Below are 20,501 nucleotides of genomic sequence, written 5' to 3' on the forward strand. Positions count from 1 at the left end.
CTCGGCGCAGGCGACGGGATCCACCATCCACTCCGGCATTGAAACGACAATGCCAGACGGGCCTTCCACCCTAAGGAACCTGCCGGTCGCTCGTTCCTCTACCCGCCGAACGCTGACTTTCCGCCCAAAATAGGGATGCCAAAGATAGTGAACTTCCCGCTCTTCGCCGACATGGGCAGAATGAACGGGCGATGGCCCTTGGGCGCAAGGCATGGCTGTTCTGCGGCTCCGATCGCGGCGGACAGCGCGCCGCCGTACTCTACTCGTTGATCCAGACCGCCCGGCTCAACGACATCGATCCGCAAGCCTGGCTGGCCGATGTCCTGGCCCGCATTGCCGAGCATCCCGTCAACCGACTCGACGAACTGCTTCCCTGGAACTGGCAAGTCCGGCCCGGAGTGCTATCGCAGGTGGCATGACCGCCCGATCGACAGACAGGCCCACGGCCATCGACAGTTTTCTGCAGATCGCAACGCTGCGCATTGAGCTTAAGGACAGCAACCCGCCGATTTGGCGATTGGTCGAAGTGCCGACCTCGGTCACTCTCAAGGTTCTGCACGACATCGTCCAGGCCGCGATGGGATGGTTCGATTACCATCTCTGGGAGATGCGCATTGACGGTCAGACTTATGGCCTCCCGATGGAAGACGACTGGGGAACCGCTCCGCGCAAGATTGCCGCGCGCGTCCGCCTGCGCGATGTTCTCGCTCCCGGCACGACCACGATTGCGTATTCCTACGACTTTGGTGACGACCGGCAGCACACGCTCACCCTGAGCGATGATCGACAGGGTGACCCGGCTCTCGCTTATCCGCGCTTCATCGACGGCCAGCGCGACTGTCCTCCCGAGGATTGCGGAGGCATCTCGGGATTCTACGACATGCTGGAGATCAGGTCCGATCCCACGCACGAGCAGCATGCCGAAATCAACGACTGGCTCGATGGCTACGACCCCGGCGAACTCGACACCTTGCCGATCGAGGCATCACTCGCGCGTATCGCCGCCAGGCGCAACGCCGCAGCAAAGCGCATCGCCAAACCAAAGGCGACCTAGCCACGGCCGCCGCGGCCTTCACCGGATGGCTACGGCTTGCAGGCCTGCCTGGCTGATCGCTCGCGCCCGGATATCCGCCATCGTCTCATCGCTCAGACCGCCAGCTCGGGCGTCGTCGACAAGGCGCTGCATGGCGGCAATCTTGTCGGCGCGTTCCTGGTCACGGCGGATAAGATCGCGCACATAGTCGCTGGCATTGCTATACCGACCAGTATCAGCTTGCGCTTCCACCCATTGCTTCATCGGATCGGGCAGTGAGATGTTCATCGTAGCCATGGCAACCTCCATGCCCTGAAATAGCAAAGATTGGCAAAGCTTGTCAATTGTCAAACGAACTGAGGATTTGACCCCTCGTGTTGCCTCACCGAAGATTGTTACCGGGCTGAGCGGTTGCGAGGTGCGCCCTATCTCCACCCGCCGCGGCGGGTGGAGATAGGGCGAAGCCCTTCATCCAGTCACCATTGAGGATGATCTGCCCGGTGATTTCCGCGCGCCACGCCTTCACGGCTAATTGCACCGTTCGCTCGCTCTTCTTCGTGAAGCGTGACGGATCGGCGCTCATAAGCCGCTGCAACACTGCGGCTGCCGAGAGCGTCGGGTCCGCCGCGATCCACGCGCGGATTGCGCCTCGAACGGATCGAGCATGCTCGGCCTTTTGGGATAGGGCTTGGTTCGCCGATAGGGACGCCGATGCGTGGGCCGCGTCTCGCCCGCCTGCCAGGCTGTCTCCAGATTGGCGGCAAAGCGCTGCAGGTCGACAACGACCGGCTCCTCAGGCTTGGCATTCAGCCCGCGGCGATCGACGCGTTTCCCCAGATCGTCTTGTGCTGCCCGGATGCCTGCGAACAGCATCACGGGATCGGCCGTTTCCAGCATCCGGCTCAGCCGTGCCTTGTCGGCCCCGGCCACATCGGGATGCGCCAGCACGCGCGCGGCCGGCGGCGTGGGCGGATGATAGCGTTTGATGATGCGCGCACCGATCCGGGTCTTCTCCCGCAGTTTGAACGAGGGTTGGAACAGATTACCGTGCAGCCGCACCACATCGTACAAGCGGCTGAGCGCCGCTGTCGCCTCCGCTCCCACGAACCTGCCGTAGCCCACCAGGCGCCGGACGATGGCGCCGTTCTTCTGCTCGACCCACGCCTGATCATTCTTGCGATAGGCCCGGGAGCGCGTCACCTCCAGACCCTGGCTTCGGCACCAGCAGACCACGAGTTCATTCATGAAGGCGCTGTCATTGTCGAAGTCTACGCCCAGGAGTGGGAACGGAAAGAGCCGCTGCGCTTGCTGGATCGCCGCAACCACCAGGCTGCTGTCGCGACTGCGGACCGGCACGCATTCGGTCCACCCCGTGGCGATGTCGGTCAGCACCATCGTTTGCACGAAACTGCCGGAGGAAGAGGTGCCGGAATGCGCCACGAAGTCGACCTCAACATAACCGGGCACAGGATCGTTCCAGTCCCCGAAGGTGCGGACCGGAACCGACCGGCGCACTGCGGAGCTCATGCCGGTCCGACGCCGCCGCCCGCCGCCCGCGACAATACGCACCTCCGACAGCAGCCGGTCCATCGTCGCCGCGCTCACCGTGAGCAGCTTGTCGCGCAGCTCGGCACTGACGTCGAGCCGGTCGTGCCGCTCGAGCGCCGGTAGCAGAACCGGGATCAACGGCTTCAGGCGCTTTGAGCAGAGGCGATCCGACGCCTCCCACAACACCACCAGCGCCTCGCGGACATCGCCGCCGTAACGGATCGCCTGACGCCGGTCGCGCGGCGGCTTCGTCTCGCGGCGTCCAAGCACGCGGATCGCGTGCTTGCGATGATAGCCGGTGACCGCAACGAACTCGTCCAGGATCTGCTGCTTGCTCGCCCGAGAGCAGGATCGATACCGCTCGACAATCGCCTCAACCAATTCGGAACGTGTCGCCATGCTGATCCGCCTGCCCATCCGCCATCCCCGAGTCTGGATGACAGAACAGCCTCCGTCCCCCTCGGGACAGCAATCCTACCGGTAACATATTGCTTGAGGCAATGCGGGGTCAGTTTGTCAGTTCGTGTGACACGAGACGGCCGTGCGTTATCTGCGCGCGGCATCTCATATCGGCCATGTAATGGCCGAACGTGATGCAAGCGTCAGCGACATCGATTTGGAGGCGTTCGAACAGCATCTGCGAACGTGCCGATGTCCGCGCGCCACGGGAGGACGGCGCAACCACCACACCGTTTACGGCGCAAGGCTTTTCCGTCGGCACCTCGAAGAAATAGGCGTGTGCAAACCCGCAGCCGCGGCGATCCGGCTTGTCGAACCGCCGTTGGTTGCCGGCTTTAGAACCTGGCTCAGCAAACATCGCGGGGCATCCGATGCGACGATAGGGCTCTATGGGCGCGATGCAGTCAGTATCATGGCAGAACTCGAAACGGACCCGATGCGTTGGAGTCCCGCAGATATCCGCGGCTACGTCATGAAGCGCGGAAGGATATGCGGGCGCGGCACCATCGAGAAGATGACCACGAGCCTACGGGCATTTTTGCGCTACCTTGCCGTTCAGGGGCACTGCCGGGCTGGTCTCGATTATGCCGTTCCGGCCTTCGCTCATTGGCAGCTTGCTGAGATGCCGCGATATCTCTCGGGCGAACAGGTCAGCCAGATGATTGCTGCCTGCGATGGTGACGCCAGCGCGCGTCGGCGCGATCGCGCCATCGTGCTGCTGCTGGCTCGTCTCGGTCTGCGGGCCGGCGACGTGGCGCAGCTCCGTCTTACTGATATCGAGTGGCAGGCGGGTTCACTGCGGGTGACGGGCAAGTCGCGCCATGAGGTTCGCTTGCCGCTCCCCCAGGAGGTCGGGGATGCGATCGCGGCCTATCTTGAATACCGACCGTCGTGCTGTCGAAGCGATCGCGTGTTCCTGAGCACGATCGCGCCGAGTCGCCCGTTCCTGAACGGTGACGGCGTCTCTTCGGTGGTCAGGCGTATTATGAAGCGGGCTGGCGTCATGACGCCCGTCAAGGGTGCGCACGCCCTGCGGCACACCGCAGCGACCGAGATGCTGCGCCATGGGGTGCCACTCGACAAGATCGGCCTGGTCCTCCGGCATAGGGGCATCGACACGACGGCCCACTACGCCAAAGCCGATGTCACTCTTCTGAAGCAGGTGGCGCAGCCTTGGCCGGAGGCACTCTGATGCTGGAAACCATCGAGACCTATCTCGCACTGCGCCGTACCACTGGCTTTGCGATGTCGAATGCCGAGCACCTGCTCAAGAGCTTTGGCGCCTTTGCGGCTGAGCGCGGGCACACGCATGTTCACACCCAAACAGCCATCGACTGGGCTGCGCTCGGACCGTCCATTGCGCAACGCGATGCTCGACTGAAGGCCGTTTGCCGCTTCGCACGCCATATCCGCATCGAAGATGCTCGGCACGAGTTGCCCCCGGCCAATCACTTCGGCACCCGCAAACGGCGTCGACCGCCGCACATTTACTCGGGCACAGAGATTAGTCGCCTGATCGAAGCTGCCGGCCAACTGCGACCTCAAGGAGGCCTACGCTCGCTGACGTACGCGACCTTGATCGCCCTGCTCGCGGCCACGGGGCTGCGCATCTCTGAAGCACTCAAGCTCACGTTCACGGATATAACCAGCGACGGTCTGCTGATCCGTGAGACCAAGTTCCGCAAGACCCGTCTCGTGCCATTGCATGAGACGGCGGCGGCAGGCTTGCAAGGTTACCTGGAGCGTCGCGGACCTGGCTCGGGAGATGATCCCGTGTTCGCCGACATGCATGGCCGGCCACTGCGCTACATTGCAGTCAAAGAAACCTTCGACAGGCTGGTAGCCAAAGTTGGCATCCGGTCAACATCGGGGTTGCGTCCTCGGCTGCACGATCTGCGACACACCTTCGCGGTGCGGGCGCTACAAGGTAGTCCGTCGGGCCGAACTGGATGCGGTGCGCATATGGTCGCGCTCGCGACGTATATGGGACACGTCAACATCTACTCCACCTACTGGTACCTGGAAGCAACCGCTGACCTTGTGCGCGACATAGCCGTGTCGGGAGAAGCGTTCTTGTCAGAGGGAGCGCAAGCATGACGCCGATCGCTCCCCTCATCGAAACATTCATGCGCGAAACACTTGTCCATCAGCGGGGCGCCAGCCGCCACACATGCGATTCCTATGCCCAGAGCTTCCAACTACTGTTTGAGTTCGCCGCTGCAAGACTCAAGAGTAAACCATCCAGGCTGATGTTGGAGCAGATCGACTCCGGATTGGTCAGCGCCTTCCTCGAGCATCTCGAGGATAAGCGCAAGAATGCCGCCGTGACGCGAAACGTTCGTCTAGCAGCCATCAAGTCGTTCTTCCGCTTCCTCGAATACCGGCAACCGGCAGCGCTCGATCAAGTTCGCCGCGTGCTGGCGATTCCGTTCAAGAAGACGGACACGCGTCTCGTTCCCTATCTGCTGCGCGAAGAGCTGCAAGCGCTGCTCGATGCTCCGGATCCGACGACGCGCGACGGCATCCGCGACCGAGCCATGCTGCATGTGGCCGTGTGTGCAGGATTGCGCGTCTCGGAACTGACGAGTCTGAAGATCGACGATATCGACATATCGTCAATGAGCATACGCGTTGTTGGTAAGGGCAGGCGGGAACGAGTGCTGCCGCTGTGGAAGCCGGCGGCCACCGCACTGCGCACTTGGCTCGCCATTCGCGGAAAGGTGGCGACACCCGAAGTGTTCATCAGCGCCCGTGGTGAACCTCTGAGCCGATGGGGCTTTGCCTATCTGCTCAAGCAGCACGCCGCGGTGGCGGCTTACCATCAGCAAGGTCTCGCCAAGAAGCGCGTCTCGCCTCATGTACTCAGGCATACTTGCGCGATGATCATCCTGCAGGCGACACAAGACATCCGGAAAGTATCGCTATGGCTCGGCCATGCCACGTTGACGACCACCGAAGTCTATACGCGCGGCGATCCGACTGAAAAGCTCGAAGCCATGGAAGCAATTGTACCACCGCATCTGCGGCGCGGAACGTTCCAACCGACCGACAAGCTGATGGCATTGCTAAAGAGCACTTCGTAATGGTGAGTTGAGCAGGCGGCGAAATGTGTGAAAGAGCGACCAGATCGCCGCCAACTCCCCATTACTGGAAATGCCCATAAGGCATGAGTTGTAGGCAATCCGCCAGTGCCCGCAGTCTTCGCAGGCCTCGACGTGGCCGCCCAGCGCTGCAGTCCGACAGTTCTCGATCGCCGTCATCACCTTGAGCTGGACGAGGTTCAGATGCCCGGCATGGGTAGCCCGATAGCCTGGTCCGGCAGCACGGAAGATGTCGGCGACCTCAATCGAGGTGCGCACCGGCTCAACCGGGCGGCAACCCTTGCGGCCCTGGGAACATGCCCAGGCGGTCAAGCGGGCTGACCACGGCCTTCACCGTTTTGGTTGCCACCCGGGTGTACAGCGTCGTGGTCTGCAACTGGGAATGTCCCAGCAGCACCTGGATGATCCGGACATCGACGCCGTCTTCGAGCAAGTGGGTTGCGAAGCTATGGCGCAATGTATGCGGCCCGACCCGCTTGGTGATGCCGGCGGCATGGGCTGCTTCTGCAGCTATGCGGTGGACTTGCCGGGTGCTGATGGGCTTGAGGTAATGCATGCCCGGGAACAGCCAGCCATCGGGATGCATCACGCCCTCCTTGCGCCCGATCTTCCACCATTCCCGCAGGAGGACGAGCAGGTCCTGGGCGAGCATGGCATTGCGATCCCGGCCGCCTTTGCCGCACTCGACCCGGAGCAACATGCGTTCGCTGTCGATATCCCGGACCTTGAGGCGGGACACTTCTCCTGCGCGCAGGCCGGCTCCATAGGCAACGGACAGGATCGCCTGGTGCTTGATACTGGTCGTGGCATTCAGCATCCGGCCCACTTCGTCCCGGCTGAGCACGGTCGGCAATCCGCGAGGATGCTTCACCCGGTGGAGCTTGCGGGTCAGGTCAGGACGATCCAGCGTTCGGATGTAGAAGAACCGCAGCGCTGACACGGCGGTGTTCATGGCCGGGGCGCCGAACCCCATCTCCGACTGCTCTATCTGGTAACGGCGCAGATCTTCATCCGTCGCCGTGTCGGGCGGCCGCCCAAGCCAGATCGCGAACCGCTCGACATCGCGCAAGTAGTTGCGCTGCGTCGTCCGGCAAAGACGATGCAGCTTCATATCCTCGATCATCCGCTCGCGAAGCGTGGTGGCGGGCGCTGGCATAGTGATATTGGTCATGTTCGACTCCTCGGTTGAAGGAGCCGAAAGCGTCTGCCTCTCGGTCGCGAGGCTCAACCAAGGCGCGTTGTAAGCAGGACTTTCACAACATCAGGTCCAGCGCCATTCCCGCGACAGCGGGTTCGTACTTGTCCGCAGGCCAGGTCATTCATGCTCACGCGCACGTTTCCGTTAGGCAAGCTCAGAAGCTTCCGGCTTCGATCTGTCCCAGAACACGAAGGACCAACATTCCGCCTATTTCGGTGCCCATAAAATCGAGCGGCGTTTCCCAGGCCAACGGAAGGATCTGGGCGGTCATCCAGTCCGCCGCGACCTCAAGGTCACCGAGCGTTGCGGCGGCTTGGCACATTGCAACCGCGAAGCGCCATATCCGCTGGCTTTGCTCGGAGCTGAGCGTCTCCTTGCCCATGGTCAGATGCCGGCGATAGGTTGCCAGCCTCAGTCCGGAGACCTTGTGGAAGCGCTCGTGGGCCGCAAGAAACGGGACGCTGGCGATGAGGTGCTCCACCGCAGTAAGGGGCAGACCTGCGACAAGCCGCTCGTGCAGATCGAGTGGCACATTGGAGCCGAGGCCGAGGACCTGCTTGCCGCCCAACAGGGCAATGGCGTTTTCGATGACGGGCAGGCTGTCGTCGGGAAAAGGAGAGTGACGCGTCATGGACCGGCCTCGATGGTGAGATATCGGCGCAGAGCGAGCAAGTCGTCGAGACGACCTCTCGCCAACGTGTCGATGGCGCTGGCGCCCCCGAAGAGCGGGTGCGAATTCGGCTTGCGCATCCACGCATCGGCGCGTGCAGGATCGCCCAGCAACGTGTTGATGAGCCTGAAGATGACGAGAATGTGCCCGATCCTCAGAACCGTTTCCAGAGGGAGGGAGCCGGTCTCTTTGCCGGCCAGTTCGCGCCATCGCTCCAGTTCGGCTCGGCTGCCGGCGCCCAGGATAGCCGCTTCCTGCTCGCTCGAAAGGTCCCAGCAGCGAGCGATATTGAAGAATGTGCGAAGGCCAGCTGGCGCGGTGCGGGGCGTGATGCGCGAGGTCAAATCTGGTCGTTGCGAGGTCATTTCACAGGCGCTTCGTTAAATCAGGAGTGGCGCTCGACTTACCGGCGCGCAGCGGGGGTGGTTGAGCCCGTGATGGGGACTCTCGCTGACTTGCGCTTGGTTTGCCCGGCGCGCTTCGCGGGCGAGGGGGCTTCGATGGACGCTGCCGGGCCTGTACGTTGTCTTCGGGCAGGCTTGCCTTCGGCGCGTCCAGGTCTCTGCGTTTCGCTGCCGGGATATGCGCAAGGCCAGTTCGCCATGCAGATATTGACAGGTGCGGCCTCGAGGTGACCGGTGACGATTGGAATTTTTTCAACGATGCTCGCCAGCTTCGATAGGGCCGTCGCCTTCGAGTAGCGGTCGGACATCCCATGCGCGGTTGCATGGCCGAGCAGATCGTTGCGCGTTTCGATGTAGACTTCGGCATCCTTGAGCCCGGTCGATACCATATGCCGGAAGGCGTGGAGAGCCTGACCTGGCTTGAGGAACGGGAGGTGTCGGGCGAGCGGTCGCCAATAGCGCTTGTAGAAGACGTCCCCCATGTGCTGCTTGGACTCCCCGGGAAGCAGGTCGGGAAACAGGACGCTCTGACCCGCGTGTTGGACGGCTTCGACGTAAGCGAGAAAGCCCAGGCGCAGGAGCTCGCAGGCAAGCGGAATGGAGCGGCGAGACCGCGCGTTCTTGATGCGTCCGGTCGAGGTCGCATCGATGTTGAAGTAGGCGATTCCGTCCTCGAAAGCGATGTCGTCTACCAGCAGCTTGGCAATCTCCTCGCGCCGGCCTCCGGAATACCAACAGAGCAGCGGAACCCAGTACGCTGCGTCGTGCAGGATGCATCGGCCCGGTCTCTCGCGCTGGCCGGGGCCTTCGCAGCCCGTCCAGACCGGCAGAGAAAACAGGATCTTGCCTTGCTCAGGGGTAAACGCGAGGCGTTGATCGCGCGCGTCGCGCTGGTCGGGAAGGATATAGTCGTCCCACTGCAAGTCCGCCATTTGCGGCACGCGCGCGCGAACCCAAGTGCACAGGGTGCGCAGGAACCGGAAGTGGCGATTGCTGGTCGGCGGCAGGAGACCGATTTTGTCTTCGGCGAGCTTTCCAGCCGCGACGAGCGCTTCTGCTTCGGCAATAATGGCCTCGAGGCTCATGTTCTGATGCCGTTCGCATTTGTGATGGCTGTGGGCTGGAAGTTTGTCGAGCAAGCCTGCGAACCGATCGAGATCGTCCTGCTGCAACCGCCAGATGGGGGCCGGGAAAGCCTTGCCCAGGAGCATCGCAGCGCTTGCGAACTGGTTCCTGGTTTTATCGTCCCGGCCCTTGTGCACCTGCCGGCGTTTTCCCGGGGCACAGCCACCGGCTCGTGGCACGCTGGTGAGGTAGCGACTTGCCGCCTCCGCCACGGTAACGACGGCCCACTCGGCTACCGGTTCGTCCAGAGGAGGGACATGCCGCCGCGGCTGCCCTTCGCGCGCATGTCGTCCCGGCCAGCCCATCCCCGTCGGGGCTCTGCTTCGCGCGAGATCGGCGCCGGCGTGCGCATCGCCACGTGCGGGGGGCGGGGCCCCGCGGGGAGGGGGGCTGGCGCCATCATGGCCGCGCACTTGCGAACGCGGGGTGGCGCCCCCGCGCAATTCGCGGATCGCGGCAACCCGCGCCTGGTGGATGATCTTGCAAATTGCCCGGCGCAGCGGGGCGGTATCCGCGAGGTTCTGGGACTCAAGTTCGGCGTTGACCTCGGCCTGCCAGCGGGCAAGGCAAAGCTCCGTCATGCGCAGGCCGGCGGCGCCGAGGGATGACGCGTCCGCGTCATCGGGCATGCCGCCCCACACCAGCGCTTGGGAGAATCGTTCGAGATCGTTGAAGACCTGACAGACGAAGGCCTCGCGGTCGGTGGAGCCAGGGACTTGGTCGAGGACCTGCAGGTGCAGGGCTTCCAGGCGATCGCGTTCGATGGCGAGCAGCCGACGAAACTGCGCATTGCGCTGCTCCGGGGTGAAGGGTGGGTCACCCGGATCGTGTTCCAGGCTGAACCGGACCGTTTCGGCAACGCCGGCCAGCCGGATCGCGCGTTGTCTAGCCACGGCGAGTCTCCGCGTCAGCAGGCTCAGAGCTATACGATATGTGCCGCCATCCGGCCAGCGGATCGCTTGCCGGTAGTAAAAGACCGCTCCGCGGCGAAAGAGCTGGTGGCAGGAACGCATCGGGCCGACTGACACCCTGTGGCTACACGCTCCGACTCCCGAATCGGAGCTCTGGGCCTGCCACGCTTATAAATCAGTCGCTTGGATGAATGCTGGCTGGGGCGGCAGGATTCGCAGCCAACTTCGCGTTACCCACAAGCTGTTGATTTGAAACCGATACAGCTGGGGAGTCAGAAGCTCATCCTACACCGATTGTCACATCCCGGCAAGGCGAATTAATTCGATGCTGTCCGTCGTCGAAACATTTGGCCCAGATCGGGGAGTGGATTAGCGGAGAGCGAGCCTCGTCTGGGGTTTGATGTTAGGCGGCGAGCTTGCGGTGAAGCAAGCGGCGATGTTCGATGGTCTTTCGCTTGATGGCCTCGCGGCGCTTGACGATGGCGGGGCCCCTGCCGAAGTAGGCGTCTGCCGGCGTCACGTTGTTCAGGCTCTCATGGTAGCGCTGGTGATTGTAGTGCTCCACGAGGGCCGCGATCTGGGCCTCGGGTTGGCGTGTCTCAGGGGCCGTCGAGTTGTTTCGCGCGCGAGCACGGTTCGCCAGCACGCTGAAGAAGATCGCGCGCCCTTCAGATTACGCAACGTCGCAGCAATGGCCTGCGCTGCCCGATCAGCGCCATCGCCAGCCCGATCGCGGCCAGAACGCCGCCAGCCACGGGAACAGCCGCGTAGCCAAGACCGAGGCTGATCACGCCGCTGCCGATCGCAGCCCCCAATGCATTGCCCAGATTGAACGCACCGACGTTGATCGACGAGGCAAACCCTGGAGCCTGGGAAGCCGCCTGCATCACACGTATCTGGACGGGCGGTACGATCGCGAAGGCGGCCGCACCCCAGATCAGGAGCCCGATTGCCGCCCCCATGTGAGACGAAAGAGCGAATGGCAGCAGCCCCATGATCAGCGCTAGCGCACCGAGCAGCAGCTTTGTCGCGCCATCGAGCGACCAGTCGGCAAGGCGGCCGCCCAGCGCATTGCCAAGCGTGAAGCCGACCCCAATCAGAACCAGTGCCAGCGTGACAAATCGATCGGACGCGTCGGCGAGTTCGGAGAGGAGCGGGGCGACATAGGTGTAGAGCGTGAACATGGCGCCTGCGCCCATGACCGTCGTCGCCATGGCAAGCAGCACCGGAGGCTGGACGATCGCGCAAAACTCCCGACGAATGTCCGGCATCTTGCCCGCCTCCCCCTTGGGAAGCGCGAGCCAGAGCGCCGCGATCGCCACCAGGCCCAGCAGCGCGGTACCGGCAAAAGCCATGCGCCATCCAATTTCCTGACCAACCCATGTGGCGGCGGGAACGCCTCCGATATTGGCGATCGTCAGGCCCATAAACATGGTCGCGACCGCACTTGCCCGCCGTTCCTCCGGAACCACGCTTGCTGCGACGATCGCGCCGAGCCCGAAGAAGGCGCCATGGTTGAGGCTGGTCACGAGGCGGGCCAGCAGCAATGTTGTATAGGAAGGCGCGAGCGCCGAGAGCAGATTGCCGATCGTGAAGATCGCCATCAGCAGCATTAGCGCCATTCGCTTGCCGAACCGGCTGAAGGCAAGCGTCATGATCGGCGCGCCGACCATAACGCCGACAGCATAGGCGCTGACAAGAATGCCGGCCTTGGGGATGGAAACCTCGACTCCGTCTGCGATAACCGGCAACAACCCCATCGGCGCGAATTCAGTCGTTCCGATGCCGAAGGCCCCGATCGCCAACGCGAGCAGCGGCCAGTTGAACCGCGGCGACTCGATCGCCGGGTCGGTATTAAGAGTTACATGCAACATCGCTTCCACCTCCTCGCGCAAGGGGACCGACGCTTCGAGTTCGATCGAACTCAAAGCGTCGGTGTGCCGCGCTGATCTGGTGGTCGCGACCATCCTGGACTCCGCGCGGGGGCGGCGGGATCGGTCACCGAATGTCAATCCGATCCCGTGGCGCAACCACTTGCCGGGACGAAGCTATGCGGGGACGGAGTCCTCGATAATGAGTTCCCGCTTCACATAATTTGTGAAGGCCATTCGCAAATGGGCATGCCCAAGGATCTGGACGCCTGCTTCACTGGCCACCATCGGCTGCTCTGGTCCGCGTTCGCCCTGGTAGTCGATATTGCCAGACGGCCCATAATCTAGTGTCGCATGCGCCACCGGAAAATGTCCGCAAAGCTGATAAGTCCATCGAATAGCGCGAAGAGGGCTCCTCGACGTTTCACGTGGATTTGAGGATGTCGCCGAGGGGGGCGGCGGTGAGGTAGATAATAGAGGTGAAGATATGGATATTTCGGTAGCCTCGTGCCCTGGCGCGGGCGGGCTTGAAGATACCGTTGAGCGCCTCCATGCGGGCGTTGCTGTAGGTTGAAGCCCATCGCCGCAGGATGCGGTCCTTCTGCTTTTCGACGGTTTCGATGGCTGTCAGCACTGGAGCCAGCAAAGGACCGCCTGTCACTTTGTCGCGAGCATGGCGAATAAAGTGCGAGAGCCTCCATCTGGCCGCCTGGAGCGTGGGCGCGACGCGAACCCAGCGTAACTTTTCCGTGATCTGCCAGGCGACGCCAGTGAGCAGCCCGATGGCTTCCAGTTCCGCCAGCGCCGCCTCCTGCTTTGCCGTGAGGTTTTTCTCCTTCGCCTTCAAGACCGCCCAGCGCACGGCAGAAGGCATTTTAACCAGCTTTGCCTCGGACTTGCGCACCTCGTCGAGGGCTCTGGTGAACAGTTGCACGACATGGAACCAGTCGACCGTCACAGACGCCTCGGGGAAGCGCAGCCAGGAAGGCAGGTGACATGTCGCAGACGACTTCGGCGATCTGGCCTTGCTTGCCGTTGTGCGCGGTCAAGAAGTCTTGAAAGACCGGACGGTTTCCTTGCCCTTGCCCGGCGTGGCAAACACCACAGGCCGGGACTTGCGATCCAGGTCGATGAAGATGGTGAGGTAATTGTGCCCTCGCTTCGAAGCCGTCTCGTCGAAGGCCACGGCCTTCAGATCGGCCAGGCCGAGCCGTTCCAGCGCTGCCCCCACGTAATGCGCGATGATCCGCCATAGCCGCTGATCGGTGATCGCCATTTCCAGCGCCGCGACCTGCACCGGCATCTCGCGGGAGAGCATCAGCGCCGCCTGCTCGAATAGCAGGGTAAAGCCGCTGCCCTTCCGCGCCCAAGGTACCCGCACCCACTTGACGCCGTCCTCAGGGCAATCGGTCCGCGGCACCCGGGCCGTGATATAGCAGTGGTGTTGGAAGAAATTCAGATGACGCCAGCGAAACTCGCCAAAATCATGCGCTTTGCAGGACCGTCCGCATTCCGGGCAGGCGAAAGTGGCTCCGCGCTCGGATTCCAGGTGCAGGTGCAACTCGTGCGGAGACTTGTTCGTGTCCAGATGCTGACTGCCCAAACGCCACGGCAGCGTCACCCCAAGGCCCAGCGCCAACACTTCGCTCGCGTCCATCAAATGCTCCTCGCCTCACAGGCAGGGGAATAGCCGATCACGCTGCTCCCTTCAGCTCAAATCCATTCGCCGCGTCGAGGAGTCGCGAAAATGATCAGCGAAGCGCGCTTCGTCGTATCGGAGCGTTCCCTTGCTTCCTTCAGGTGCTGGATGACCGTCTCGTGGCTGATCCCGAGGATTTTCGAGGTTTCCCAATCGGTCTTGCCCCGCGCCGCCCAGAGGACGTAATCCCGTTGGTGATCGGTCAGCCTCGGCCGCTCCACCGGGTCCTCCCAGCCGGCGACCCGCCGGCCGCTTGCAATGGCGACCGCGCCGACGAGTTCGGCGACGGCAAGCATTGCTTCGGGGAGGTTTCGGCTGGGCGCCGTCACAAAGCTGCACGATCCCGTCAGGTCGTCGGGTACCTGCTGCGGCACGGTATATCCATCCGCCACGCCGTGGCGGCGACCGATGTTGAACATCGACTGCTCCGCTTCGGTGACCGGGATCAAATCGCCGATGCCGCACGATTTGAAGCCCAGTACGCTTCGCTCGGCCGCACGGCGGACCGGATCGCTTGCAGCAAGGTTGAAGTCGACATAGGCATCGGCCCAACTCGCCGGATAGTCGTGGATCAGCACCGAGATGCCATTCCCGGCACAGCCACCGACTTCGAGTGCAAGCGCGAAATGGTCGAAGCCCATTTCGTGCGCCGAGCGCGCAAGCGCTTCGTGCAACTCGTCGCCCGACCGGGAATGGGTGAATGTGTCAGCGAGTTCTGCTGCTAACATTACAGTTGTGATTTAATCTTCAAGTGCGCCAACTGGGCGGCAGCCTGATGCGCGCGTCGCCATACAGACCATGCGATGTAATGTGCAGGTCTGATCTGGCGCTGACTGAGTCGATTGGCGATGTGTCTAATCTCTTGGACTGACCAGCGGATCAGGGGCCTGCAGAGGCCATTCTCAGCAGTTTCCGGATCCTTTTTTCGGCGACGTGACTGGCCTTGTGGCGAACAGTGGCGACCATGGCGAATGCGAGCATCACCATGGATACACGGCGATGCCAGCCATGCCAGGATCGGGTCTCATTGTGATCGAGGCCCAGTTCATTTTTGGTGGTCTCGAAGCTGTCTTCAATGGCCCAACGCCGGCCTTCCATGGCCGCCAGAGTGTCGATTATCGTGCCTTTTTTGAAGGCAGCGCTCGGATCAAAGCGCAATCATCAGGCACGACTGGAGCGGCTTCGCCGATCGGGCCTCAACGAGGCGGCATTGCGCCACGTTGGGGGGCAGGGGAACGGCCGAGATTGCGCTGTCGATCGCCGCCGGAGCGGTGAAGCGGCTAAACGAAGCCTTCGCGACGCTCCCGATCGAGGCAGCGTGCATTACTGCGCGCTGCGAGGCGGGAATGCAGGTGCAGGTTTGATCGCACCGATGCCCTCTTGGAGTGCAGATCGTCCAAATCGACTTTTGATCCGCCAAGACGATCCGCTGCACACGAAGCAATCATTTCCGCACCACTAACCTGGAGATCAAGCTTCGATGTGCGCTATCGCGAGCTGTCACGCGTGAAGGCCCCATGGGCCTGGCTGGCCGCTAATTCGCGGTCGCGACCCGTGCGCAACGGCTCCATTGTAATCGCGGGGACCGCGGCTATTGCCCTTGCCTTGACGTGGCGGCCTGAAATTGCGCCGATCGCTGCTTCTCGGCCAGCTGAATTCTCGCAGGAGCAAATCTCGCGCGGTGCGGTTCTTGCCAAGCTCGGCGACTGCGCGGTTTGCCATACGGCGAATGACGGTCGCTCGCTCGCTGGCGCGCGGCCGCTTGCAACGCCGTTCGGCACGCTCTTCTCGGATAACCTCACACCCGATCCGGAAACCGGGCTCGGCCGCTGGTCCAAAGCGGCGTTCCGGCGCGCGATGAAGCAGGGGGTGAGCCGCGACGGATCGCACCTCTATCCGGCGCTTCCTTACGAGCATTTCACCCATGTGACCGACGCGGATCTTGATGCAATATACGCCTTTCTCATGACGCGCAGACCTGTGCGGCAGGACGCACCGTCGAACCGCCTGATCTTCCCGCTCGGCTTTCGTCCCCTGCTTGCAGGCTGGAAAATGCTGTTCCTGCATGAAGGCGGCGTTCCTGTCGATCCGGACCGATCGCCCGAGTGGAATCGCGGCGCCTATCTCGTCGAAGGGCTTGGCCATTGCGGCGGATGTCACACGCCGCGCAATCTGGCCGGGGGTGAAATCCGATCACGCGCTTTTGCCGCTGGGGTCGCCGAAGGGTGGCGTGCGCCGGCGCTCGATGCATCCAACCCGGCCGCACGCGCCTGGACGCCTGATGCGCTCTACACTTATTTGCGAACCGGGATCTCGCCCGACCATAGCGCCGCCGCCGGTCCCATGGGTCCCGTGATCGAGAGCCTCTCATCAGTGCCTGAATCGGACGTTCGGGCAATCGCAACCTATGTCGCATCCCTGATGGCCCGTCGTGACGCGGGCTCGCCCTCTTTGCCCCTCCCCGACAATCCAGTCCGCGCGGCACGCACATATCCGCAAGGTGCTCCCCTATTCGCGGGCGCTTGCGCCGGCTGCCATGGCGCGGGTGCGCCCATGATGGGTCAGGGGCGCCCTTCGCTTGGCCTCGCAACGAGCGTTCGCGACGACGAACCGACAAGCGCGATTCAGGCGATCCTGGTCGGCATTGAGCCGCCGATCGCGCAGCGTGGCCCGAAAATGCCGCCCTTTGCCGACAGCATGACCGACGCACAGGTCGCAGCGATCGTTGGTTACACCCGCGCCCGATTCACCGATCGGCCTGCCTGGCCGAATCTCGAAAAGTCGGTCCGCAAGGTCCGCAAGGAAAGTGCGCAACCATGACACTTGCTATCAATGTCAACGGCAAGGATCACGCCGTTGAGGCCGAACCCGACACGCCGCTTCTCTATGTGTTGCGAGAAGACCTGGGCCTCAAGGGCGCAAAATATGGCTGCGGGCTCGGGCAATGCGGCGCCTGCACGATCCACCTCGATGGCAAGGCGATCTTTTCCTGCCTCACCCCGCTTGCGGCCGTGGTGGACCGAAAAATTCGAACGATCGAGGGACTGGGGAGCCTTGAGAAGATGAACCCGCTCCAGCAGGCGTTTCTCGAAGAGCAAGCCGCACAGTGCGGCTATTGTATCGCTGGGATGATCATGCGCGCGCAGGCACTCCTCGATCGGAATAGCCGTCCAAGCGACGCCGAGATCCGCGCGCACATGCAGCCCAACCTATGCCGTTGCGGCACCCATATGCGCATCCTGCGCGCGATAAGGCGCGCAGCCGGACCCGCGCCTCAGGGAGCGAGCGCATGACCGGCATGACCAGCGCACACGGGCTGAGCCGTCGCGAGGCGTTGGCGGCGGGCGGTCTCGTCGTGGCCTTCAGCCTGACCTCGAAAGGTTTGGCTCAACTCGCCGGGGGCGGCGAGGGCGGTGCTGTCCCAAAGGCAGTTCGGCCCGACTTGCCCGGAAGCCTCAGCAGCCATCCGGAACTCGAATCCTGGATCCGTATTGCGCCTGACGGGGCGACCACGGTGTTCTCGGGCAAGGCGGAGCTTGGACAGGGCATCCGTACAGCGCTTCTGCAGGTCGCCGCCGAAGAATTAGACCTTCCTCTAGGCAGGATCGAGTTCATCACTGCCGATACCGGGCGCACGCCGGATGAAGGGCTGACCGCCGGTAGCCATTCGATGCAGGATGGCGGCACCGCGCTCGCCAATGCCGGTGCGAATGTCCGCATGCTGCTGGCGCGCGCCGCTGCGAACAGATGGGGCCTCGCGCCGGAAACACTCAGAACCAGCGGAGACGGGTACATCGTGGCGCCAGACGGCCGCCGTCTTCCTTATGGCCTGCTCGCGGCAAACCTGTCGCGCCATGTCGAAGCGGTGCCCGACGCTCCGCGGCGCGATCCACGCCATTATCGGACGATGGGGCGAAGCCTCCCGCGCGTCGATATTCCGGCCAAGCTCACCGGCGGGGATGCCTATGTTCAGGACCTGCGGATGCCCGGCATGCTCCATGCACGCGTCGTCCGCGGACCCAGCTATGGTACGCGTCTCGCAGCCCCCCGCCTGGCTGCCGCGCGCGCAATGCCAGGTGTCGTTGCCGTCATCGAGAACGGAGAGTTTCTTGCGGTCGTGGCGCGCAAGGAATGGCAGGCGATCAAGGCGATGCGGGTCTCGCAGCAGAGCGATTATGTCCGAACGCTGGCCCCGCTCCCCGTCGGCGATGGGCCGCGTCGTCTTCAGAAGCTCGCCACGCAGGAGATCACCGTCCTCGACACGCATGACGGCAATCGCCCGGCCTGGAAGACAGTGCGCGGGAGCTTTAGCCGTCCCTGGTACAGCCACGGCTCGATCGGCCCTTCCTGCGCCGTCGCTCTCGCCCGGAACGGGGAACTCACACTCTGGTCGCACAGCCAGGGCGTATTCGACATGCACCGCGCGGTTGCCGAACTGGTGGGTCTGCCGCCGGACAAGGTCCGGTGCATCCATACGCCTTCGGCGGGCTGTTATGGGCAGAATGGTGCCGACGATGTCACGGCCGAGGCTGGCCTTATCGCCATGGCGCTTCCTGGACGCCCCATCCGGCTTCAGTGGATGCGCGAGCAGGAGTTCGGCTGGGAGCCTTGCGGGTGCAGTATGGTTACCAAAGTCGAGGCGTCGATCGGCCCCGACAAAAAGATCGCACACTGGACATATGAGGTCTGGAGCAACTCGCACAACAACAGGCCAGTGAAAGCAGGCGGCTATGCCGTCGCTCAGCAAGTCTCGCCCGGCTTTGCTCCACAACCGGCGAGGCCCATCCCGATGCCCGAGGGGGACGGCGACCGGAACGCGAACCCGCTCTACGTCTTCCCGAATATGAATGTGCTATACCATTTCGTGCCGGAGATGCCGCTGCGCGTCTCGGCGCTGCGGTCACTTGGTGCGCATCTCAACGTCTTCACAATCGAAAGCATGCTGGACCAGCTCGCGCTCGCGGGGGGTGTCGATCCGCTCGAATTCCGCCTGGCGCATATGGAGGACGAGCGGGCATGCGCCGTCATGATCGAGGCGACCCGTCGTTTCGGTTGGCGACACCGGCCCAAGGGCGATGGCCGCCGCGGCTGCGGAATGGCCTTTGCGCGCTACAAGAATATCGGCGCTTATTGTGCGGTCGTGATGGAGATTGAGGTCGAGCGCGAGACGGGAAAGATCAGGATTCACAGGGTCAACGCCGCGGTCGATGCCGGTCAGCCTGCCTCGCCGGACGGTATTCGCAACCAGGTGGAAGGCGGGATCATCCAATCGTTGAGCTGGGCGATGTGCGAGGCGGTCTCCTACGATCCTACGCGCCGGACCAGTTTCGACTGGGGCACATATCCAATCCTTCGCTTCGAGGATGTGCCGGGTTCGATCGAGGTTCACGTCATCGATCGCGCCGGTCTTCCCTTCCTCGGCGCAGGCGAGACGTCCCAGGGGCCGGCGTCGGCGGCTCTTGCCAATGCGGTGGCGGACGCGACCGGCGCAAGGCTGCGCGACATGCCGCTCACGCCGGAAGCAGTCAAAGCTGCAATCGGTCTAGAAGGCTAGACGGGATGGTGCCTACCCTGACCAAACTCCTGTTCGAGTGCTGCGATAAAGGCCCGCACTTTTGCAGGCACCATCCGCGCGGTCGGATAGACGGCCCAGATCGCCAGCGGTTCGGGCTCCGCATCCTCGAGTTCGATCGCTTCGAGCAATCCGCCGCGCCGGTCATCCGCGACGTCCCAGGCGGAAAGGTTGGCGATGCCCACGCCGCCAAGGCAAGCCTGATGGATCGCTTCGATCGAACTGGCGGTGAAGCGTCCAGTCACCTTGTGCCGCACGGCCTTGCCGTTCCTGACGAATATCCAGTGCGAGGTTCCGGTACCCAGAAGACAACTGTGGCCCGCGAGATCGGACAGCAATCGTGGCGCGCCATGCGCCTTAAGATATGCCGGCGATGCACAAAGCCTTCGCGGGTTGTCCGCGAGACGCCGCGCGATGAGATGATTGTCCCGCAGTTTCGCGATCCGCACCGCCACGTCGATGCCCTGGCCGACGATGTCGACCTGATCGTCGGTCAGCAGCAGATCGACATGAAGCTCGGGATTGTCGTGCATGAACGCGGCGATCATCGGGGCGACGACCTTCCGCCCGAATGCGGCGGATGCCGTCACGCGCAATTGCCCGGATACGCCGGCCGCCGCGGGCCGCAAGGCAGCGAGCGCGCTTGCCTGTTCCTCGAGCAGGGCCTGGGCATGCTTGAGGAATATCTCGCCATCGGAGGTCGTAGACAGCGATCGCGTGGTGCGGTGGGCAAGCCGGACACCAAGTTCGGCCTCCAGCGCAGCCAATCGGCGGGATGCCGCCATCGCGTTCATGCCCAGTCGGCGCGCCGCTCCTGCGAGGCTGCCTGCACGAACGGCTTCTACGAAAATCGCAATATCGGACAGTTCCATTACATCGCATTTCGTTATTCTGACTTAACGATATCGGC

17 protein-coding genes and 5 pseudogenes are annotated in these 20,501 nt (G+C 63.1%); 8 read left to right on the plus strand and 14 right to left on the minus strand.

Annotated features, from left to right (window positions below):
- Positions 1–185: 185 nt before the first annotated feature.
- Together PP1Y_RS04780 and PP1Y_RS04785 are read left to right on the plus strand one after the other, a co-directional pair.
- Positions 186–419 (plus strand): annotated as a pseudogene (locus PP1Y_RS04780) (transposase domain-containing protein); the annotation flags it as partial.
- Positions 416–1,054 (plus strand): plasmid pRiA4b ORF-3 family protein, encoded by a 639-nt coding sequence (locus PP1Y_RS04785; RefSeq protein ID WP_013836956.1) that lies wholly within the window; start codon positions 416–418, stop codon positions 1,052–1,054. The pseudogene PP1Y_RS04780 and the gene PP1Y_RS04785, both read left to right, overlap by 4 nt.
- Before the next feature lie 18 nt (positions 1,055–1,072).
- Here the strand turns inward: PP1Y_RS04785 and PP1Y_RS04790 are convergent, their stop codons facing one another.
- The 3 genes from PP1Y_RS04790 to PP1Y_RS04795 form a co-directional block, all read right to left on the minus strand.
- Positions 1,073–1,330, minus strand: a complete 258-nt coding sequence (locus PP1Y_RS04790) for a type II toxin-antitoxin system ParD family antitoxin (RefSeq protein ID WP_041558588.1) — start codon at positions 1,328–1,330, stop codon at positions 1,073–1,075.
- A gap of 85 nt (positions 1,331–1,415) precedes the next feature.
- The gene (locus tag PP1Y_RS26325; protein ID WP_232512260.1) at positions 1,416–1,616 is read right to left on the minus strand and encodes a hypothetical protein; all 201 of its coding nucleotides are present in this window, start codon (positions 1,614–1,616) and stop codon (positions 1,416–1,418) included.
- Positions 1,613–2,980: a transposase family protein gene (locus PP1Y_RS04795; protein WP_232512261.1), complete on the minus strand. Its 1,368-nt coding sequence runs from the start codon at positions 2,978–2,980 to the stop codon at positions 1,613–1,615. Before PP1Y_RS04795 ends, PP1Y_RS26325 begins: the two co-directional genes overlap by 4 nt.
- Positions 2,981–3,122: 142 nt before the next feature.
- Between PP1Y_RS04795 and PP1Y_RS04800 the strand changes: the two genes are divergently transcribed.
- From PP1Y_RS04800 to PP1Y_RS04810, 3 genes are read left to right on the plus strand one after another with little or no spacing between them, the layout of a single operon-like run.
- Positions 3,123–4,232: a tyrosine-type recombinase/integrase gene (locus tag PP1Y_RS04800; RefSeq protein WP_232512263.1), complete on the plus strand. Its 1,110-nt coding sequence runs from the start codon at positions 3,123–3,125 to the stop codon at positions 4,230–4,232.
- Positions 4,232–5,137, plus strand: coding sequence for a tyrosine-type recombinase/integrase (locus PP1Y_RS04805; RefSeq protein ID WP_013836959.1), 906 nt, complete (start codon positions 4,232–4,234; stop codon positions 5,135–5,137). The genes PP1Y_RS04800 and PP1Y_RS04805 overlap by 1 nt, the downstream gene beginning before the upstream one ends.
- The gene (locus PP1Y_RS04810) at positions 5,134–6,123 is read left to right on the plus strand and encodes a tyrosine-type recombinase/integrase (protein WP_013836960.1); all 990 of its coding nucleotides are present in this window, start codon (positions 5,134–5,136) and stop codon (positions 6,121–6,123) included. The genes PP1Y_RS04805 and PP1Y_RS04810 overlap by 4 nt, the downstream gene beginning before the upstream one ends.
- An 81-nt stretch (positions 6,124–6,204) precedes the next feature.
- Here PP1Y_RS04810 and PP1Y_RS25245 read toward each other — a convergent pair.
- From PP1Y_RS25245 to PP1Y_RS04855, 10 genes and pseudogenes are all read right to left on the minus strand, one after another.
- A pseudogene (locus PP1Y_RS25245) lies at positions 6,205–6,399 on the minus strand (transposase zinc-binding domain-containing protein); the annotation flags it as partial.
- A gap of 4 nt (positions 6,400–6,403) precedes the next feature.
- Positions 6,404–7,312 carry a site-specific integrase gene (locus tag PP1Y_RS04815; RefSeq protein ID WP_041558390.1) on the minus strand — a complete coding sequence of 303 codons (909 nt, stop codon included), beginning with the start codon at positions 7,310–7,312 and terminating at the stop codon, positions 6,404–6,406.
- A gap of 181 nt (positions 7,313–7,493) precedes the next feature.
- The gene (locus PP1Y_RS04820) at positions 7,494–7,970 is read right to left on the minus strand and encodes an antitoxin Xre/MbcA/ParS toxin-binding domain-containing protein (protein ID WP_013836962.1); all 477 of its coding nucleotides are present in this window, start codon (positions 7,968–7,970) and stop codon (positions 7,494–7,496) included.
- Positions 7,967–8,374 carry an antitoxin Xre/MbcA/ParS toxin-binding domain-containing protein gene (locus tag PP1Y_RS04825; RefSeq protein ID WP_013836963.1) on the minus strand — a complete coding sequence of 136 codons (408 nt, stop codon included), beginning with the start codon at positions 8,372–8,374 and terminating at the stop codon, positions 7,967–7,969. Before PP1Y_RS04825 ends, PP1Y_RS04820 begins: the two co-directional genes overlap by 4 nt.
- 38 nt (positions 8,375–8,412) lie before the next feature.
- Positions 8,413–10,431 (minus strand): site-specific integrase, encoded by a 2,019-nt coding sequence (locus PP1Y_RS04830; RefSeq protein WP_158511832.1) that lies wholly within the window; start codon positions 10,429–10,431, stop codon positions 8,413–8,415.
- A gap of 421 nt (positions 10,432–10,852) precedes the next feature.
- Positions 10,853–11,035, minus strand: a pseudogene (locus PP1Y_RS04835) (integrase core domain-containing protein); the annotation flags it as partial.
- Positions 11,036–11,117: 82 nt separating this feature from the next.
- The gene (locus tag PP1Y_RS04840) at positions 11,118–12,323 is read right to left on the minus strand and encodes an MFS transporter (RefSeq protein ID WP_013836966.1); all 1,206 of its coding nucleotides are present in this window, start codon (positions 12,321–12,323) and stop codon (positions 11,118–11,120) included.
- A 421-nt stretch (positions 12,324–12,744) separates the two neighbouring features.
- Positions 12,745–13,977: pseudogene (locus tag PP1Y_RS04845) on the minus strand (ISL3 family transposase).
- 56 nt (positions 13,978–14,033) lie between these two features.
- Positions 14,034–14,747 carry a LuxR family transcriptional regulator gene (locus PP1Y_RS04850; protein WP_013836969.1) on the minus strand — a complete coding sequence of 238 codons (714 nt, stop codon included), beginning with the start codon at positions 14,745–14,747 and terminating at the stop codon, positions 14,034–14,036.
- A gap of 151 nt (positions 14,748–14,898) precedes the next feature.
- Positions 14,899–15,144: pseudogene (locus PP1Y_RS04855) on the minus strand (IS701 family transposase); the annotation flags it as partial.
- Between the two features lie 480 nt (positions 15,145–15,624).
- Between PP1Y_RS04855 and PP1Y_RS04860 the strand changes: the two are divergent.
- Genes PP1Y_RS04860 through PP1Y_RS04870 form a run of 3 tightly spaced genes read left to right on the plus strand, consistent with a single transcriptional unit; the run spans position 15,625 to position 19,573 of the window.
- On the plus strand, positions 15,625–16,839 hold the full coding sequence (locus PP1Y_RS04860; protein ID WP_232512265.1) for a cytochrome c: 1,215 nt from the start codon (positions 15,625–15,627) through the stop codon (positions 16,837–16,839).
- Complete coding sequence (locus tag PP1Y_RS04865) at positions 16,836–17,312, plus strand: (2Fe-2S)-binding protein (RefSeq protein ID WP_013836972.1); 477 nt, start codon at positions 16,836–16,838, stop codon at positions 17,310–17,312. The genes PP1Y_RS04860 and PP1Y_RS04865 overlap by 4 nt, the downstream gene beginning before the upstream one ends.
- A 5-nt stretch (positions 17,313–17,317) precedes the next feature.
- A complete protein-coding gene (locus PP1Y_RS04870) occupies positions 17,318–19,573 on the plus strand; it encodes a molybdopterin cofactor-binding domain-containing protein (RefSeq protein WP_013836973.1) in 2,256 nt (751 codons plus the stop codon).
- Here the strand turns inward: PP1Y_RS04870 and PP1Y_RS04875 are convergent.
- Entirely contained in the window at positions 19,570–20,463 is an 894-nt protein-coding gene (locus PP1Y_RS04875) for a LysR family transcriptional regulator (protein ID WP_041558394.1), read from the minus strand. The genes PP1Y_RS04870 and PP1Y_RS04875 overlap by 4 nt on opposite strands.
- Positions 20,464–20,501 lie beyond the last annotated feature (38 nt).

Source organism: Novosphingobium sp. PP1Y, from assembly GCF_000253255.1.
Lineage (GTDB): Bacteria > Pseudomonadota > Alphaproteobacteria > Sphingomonadales > Sphingomonadaceae > Novosphingobium.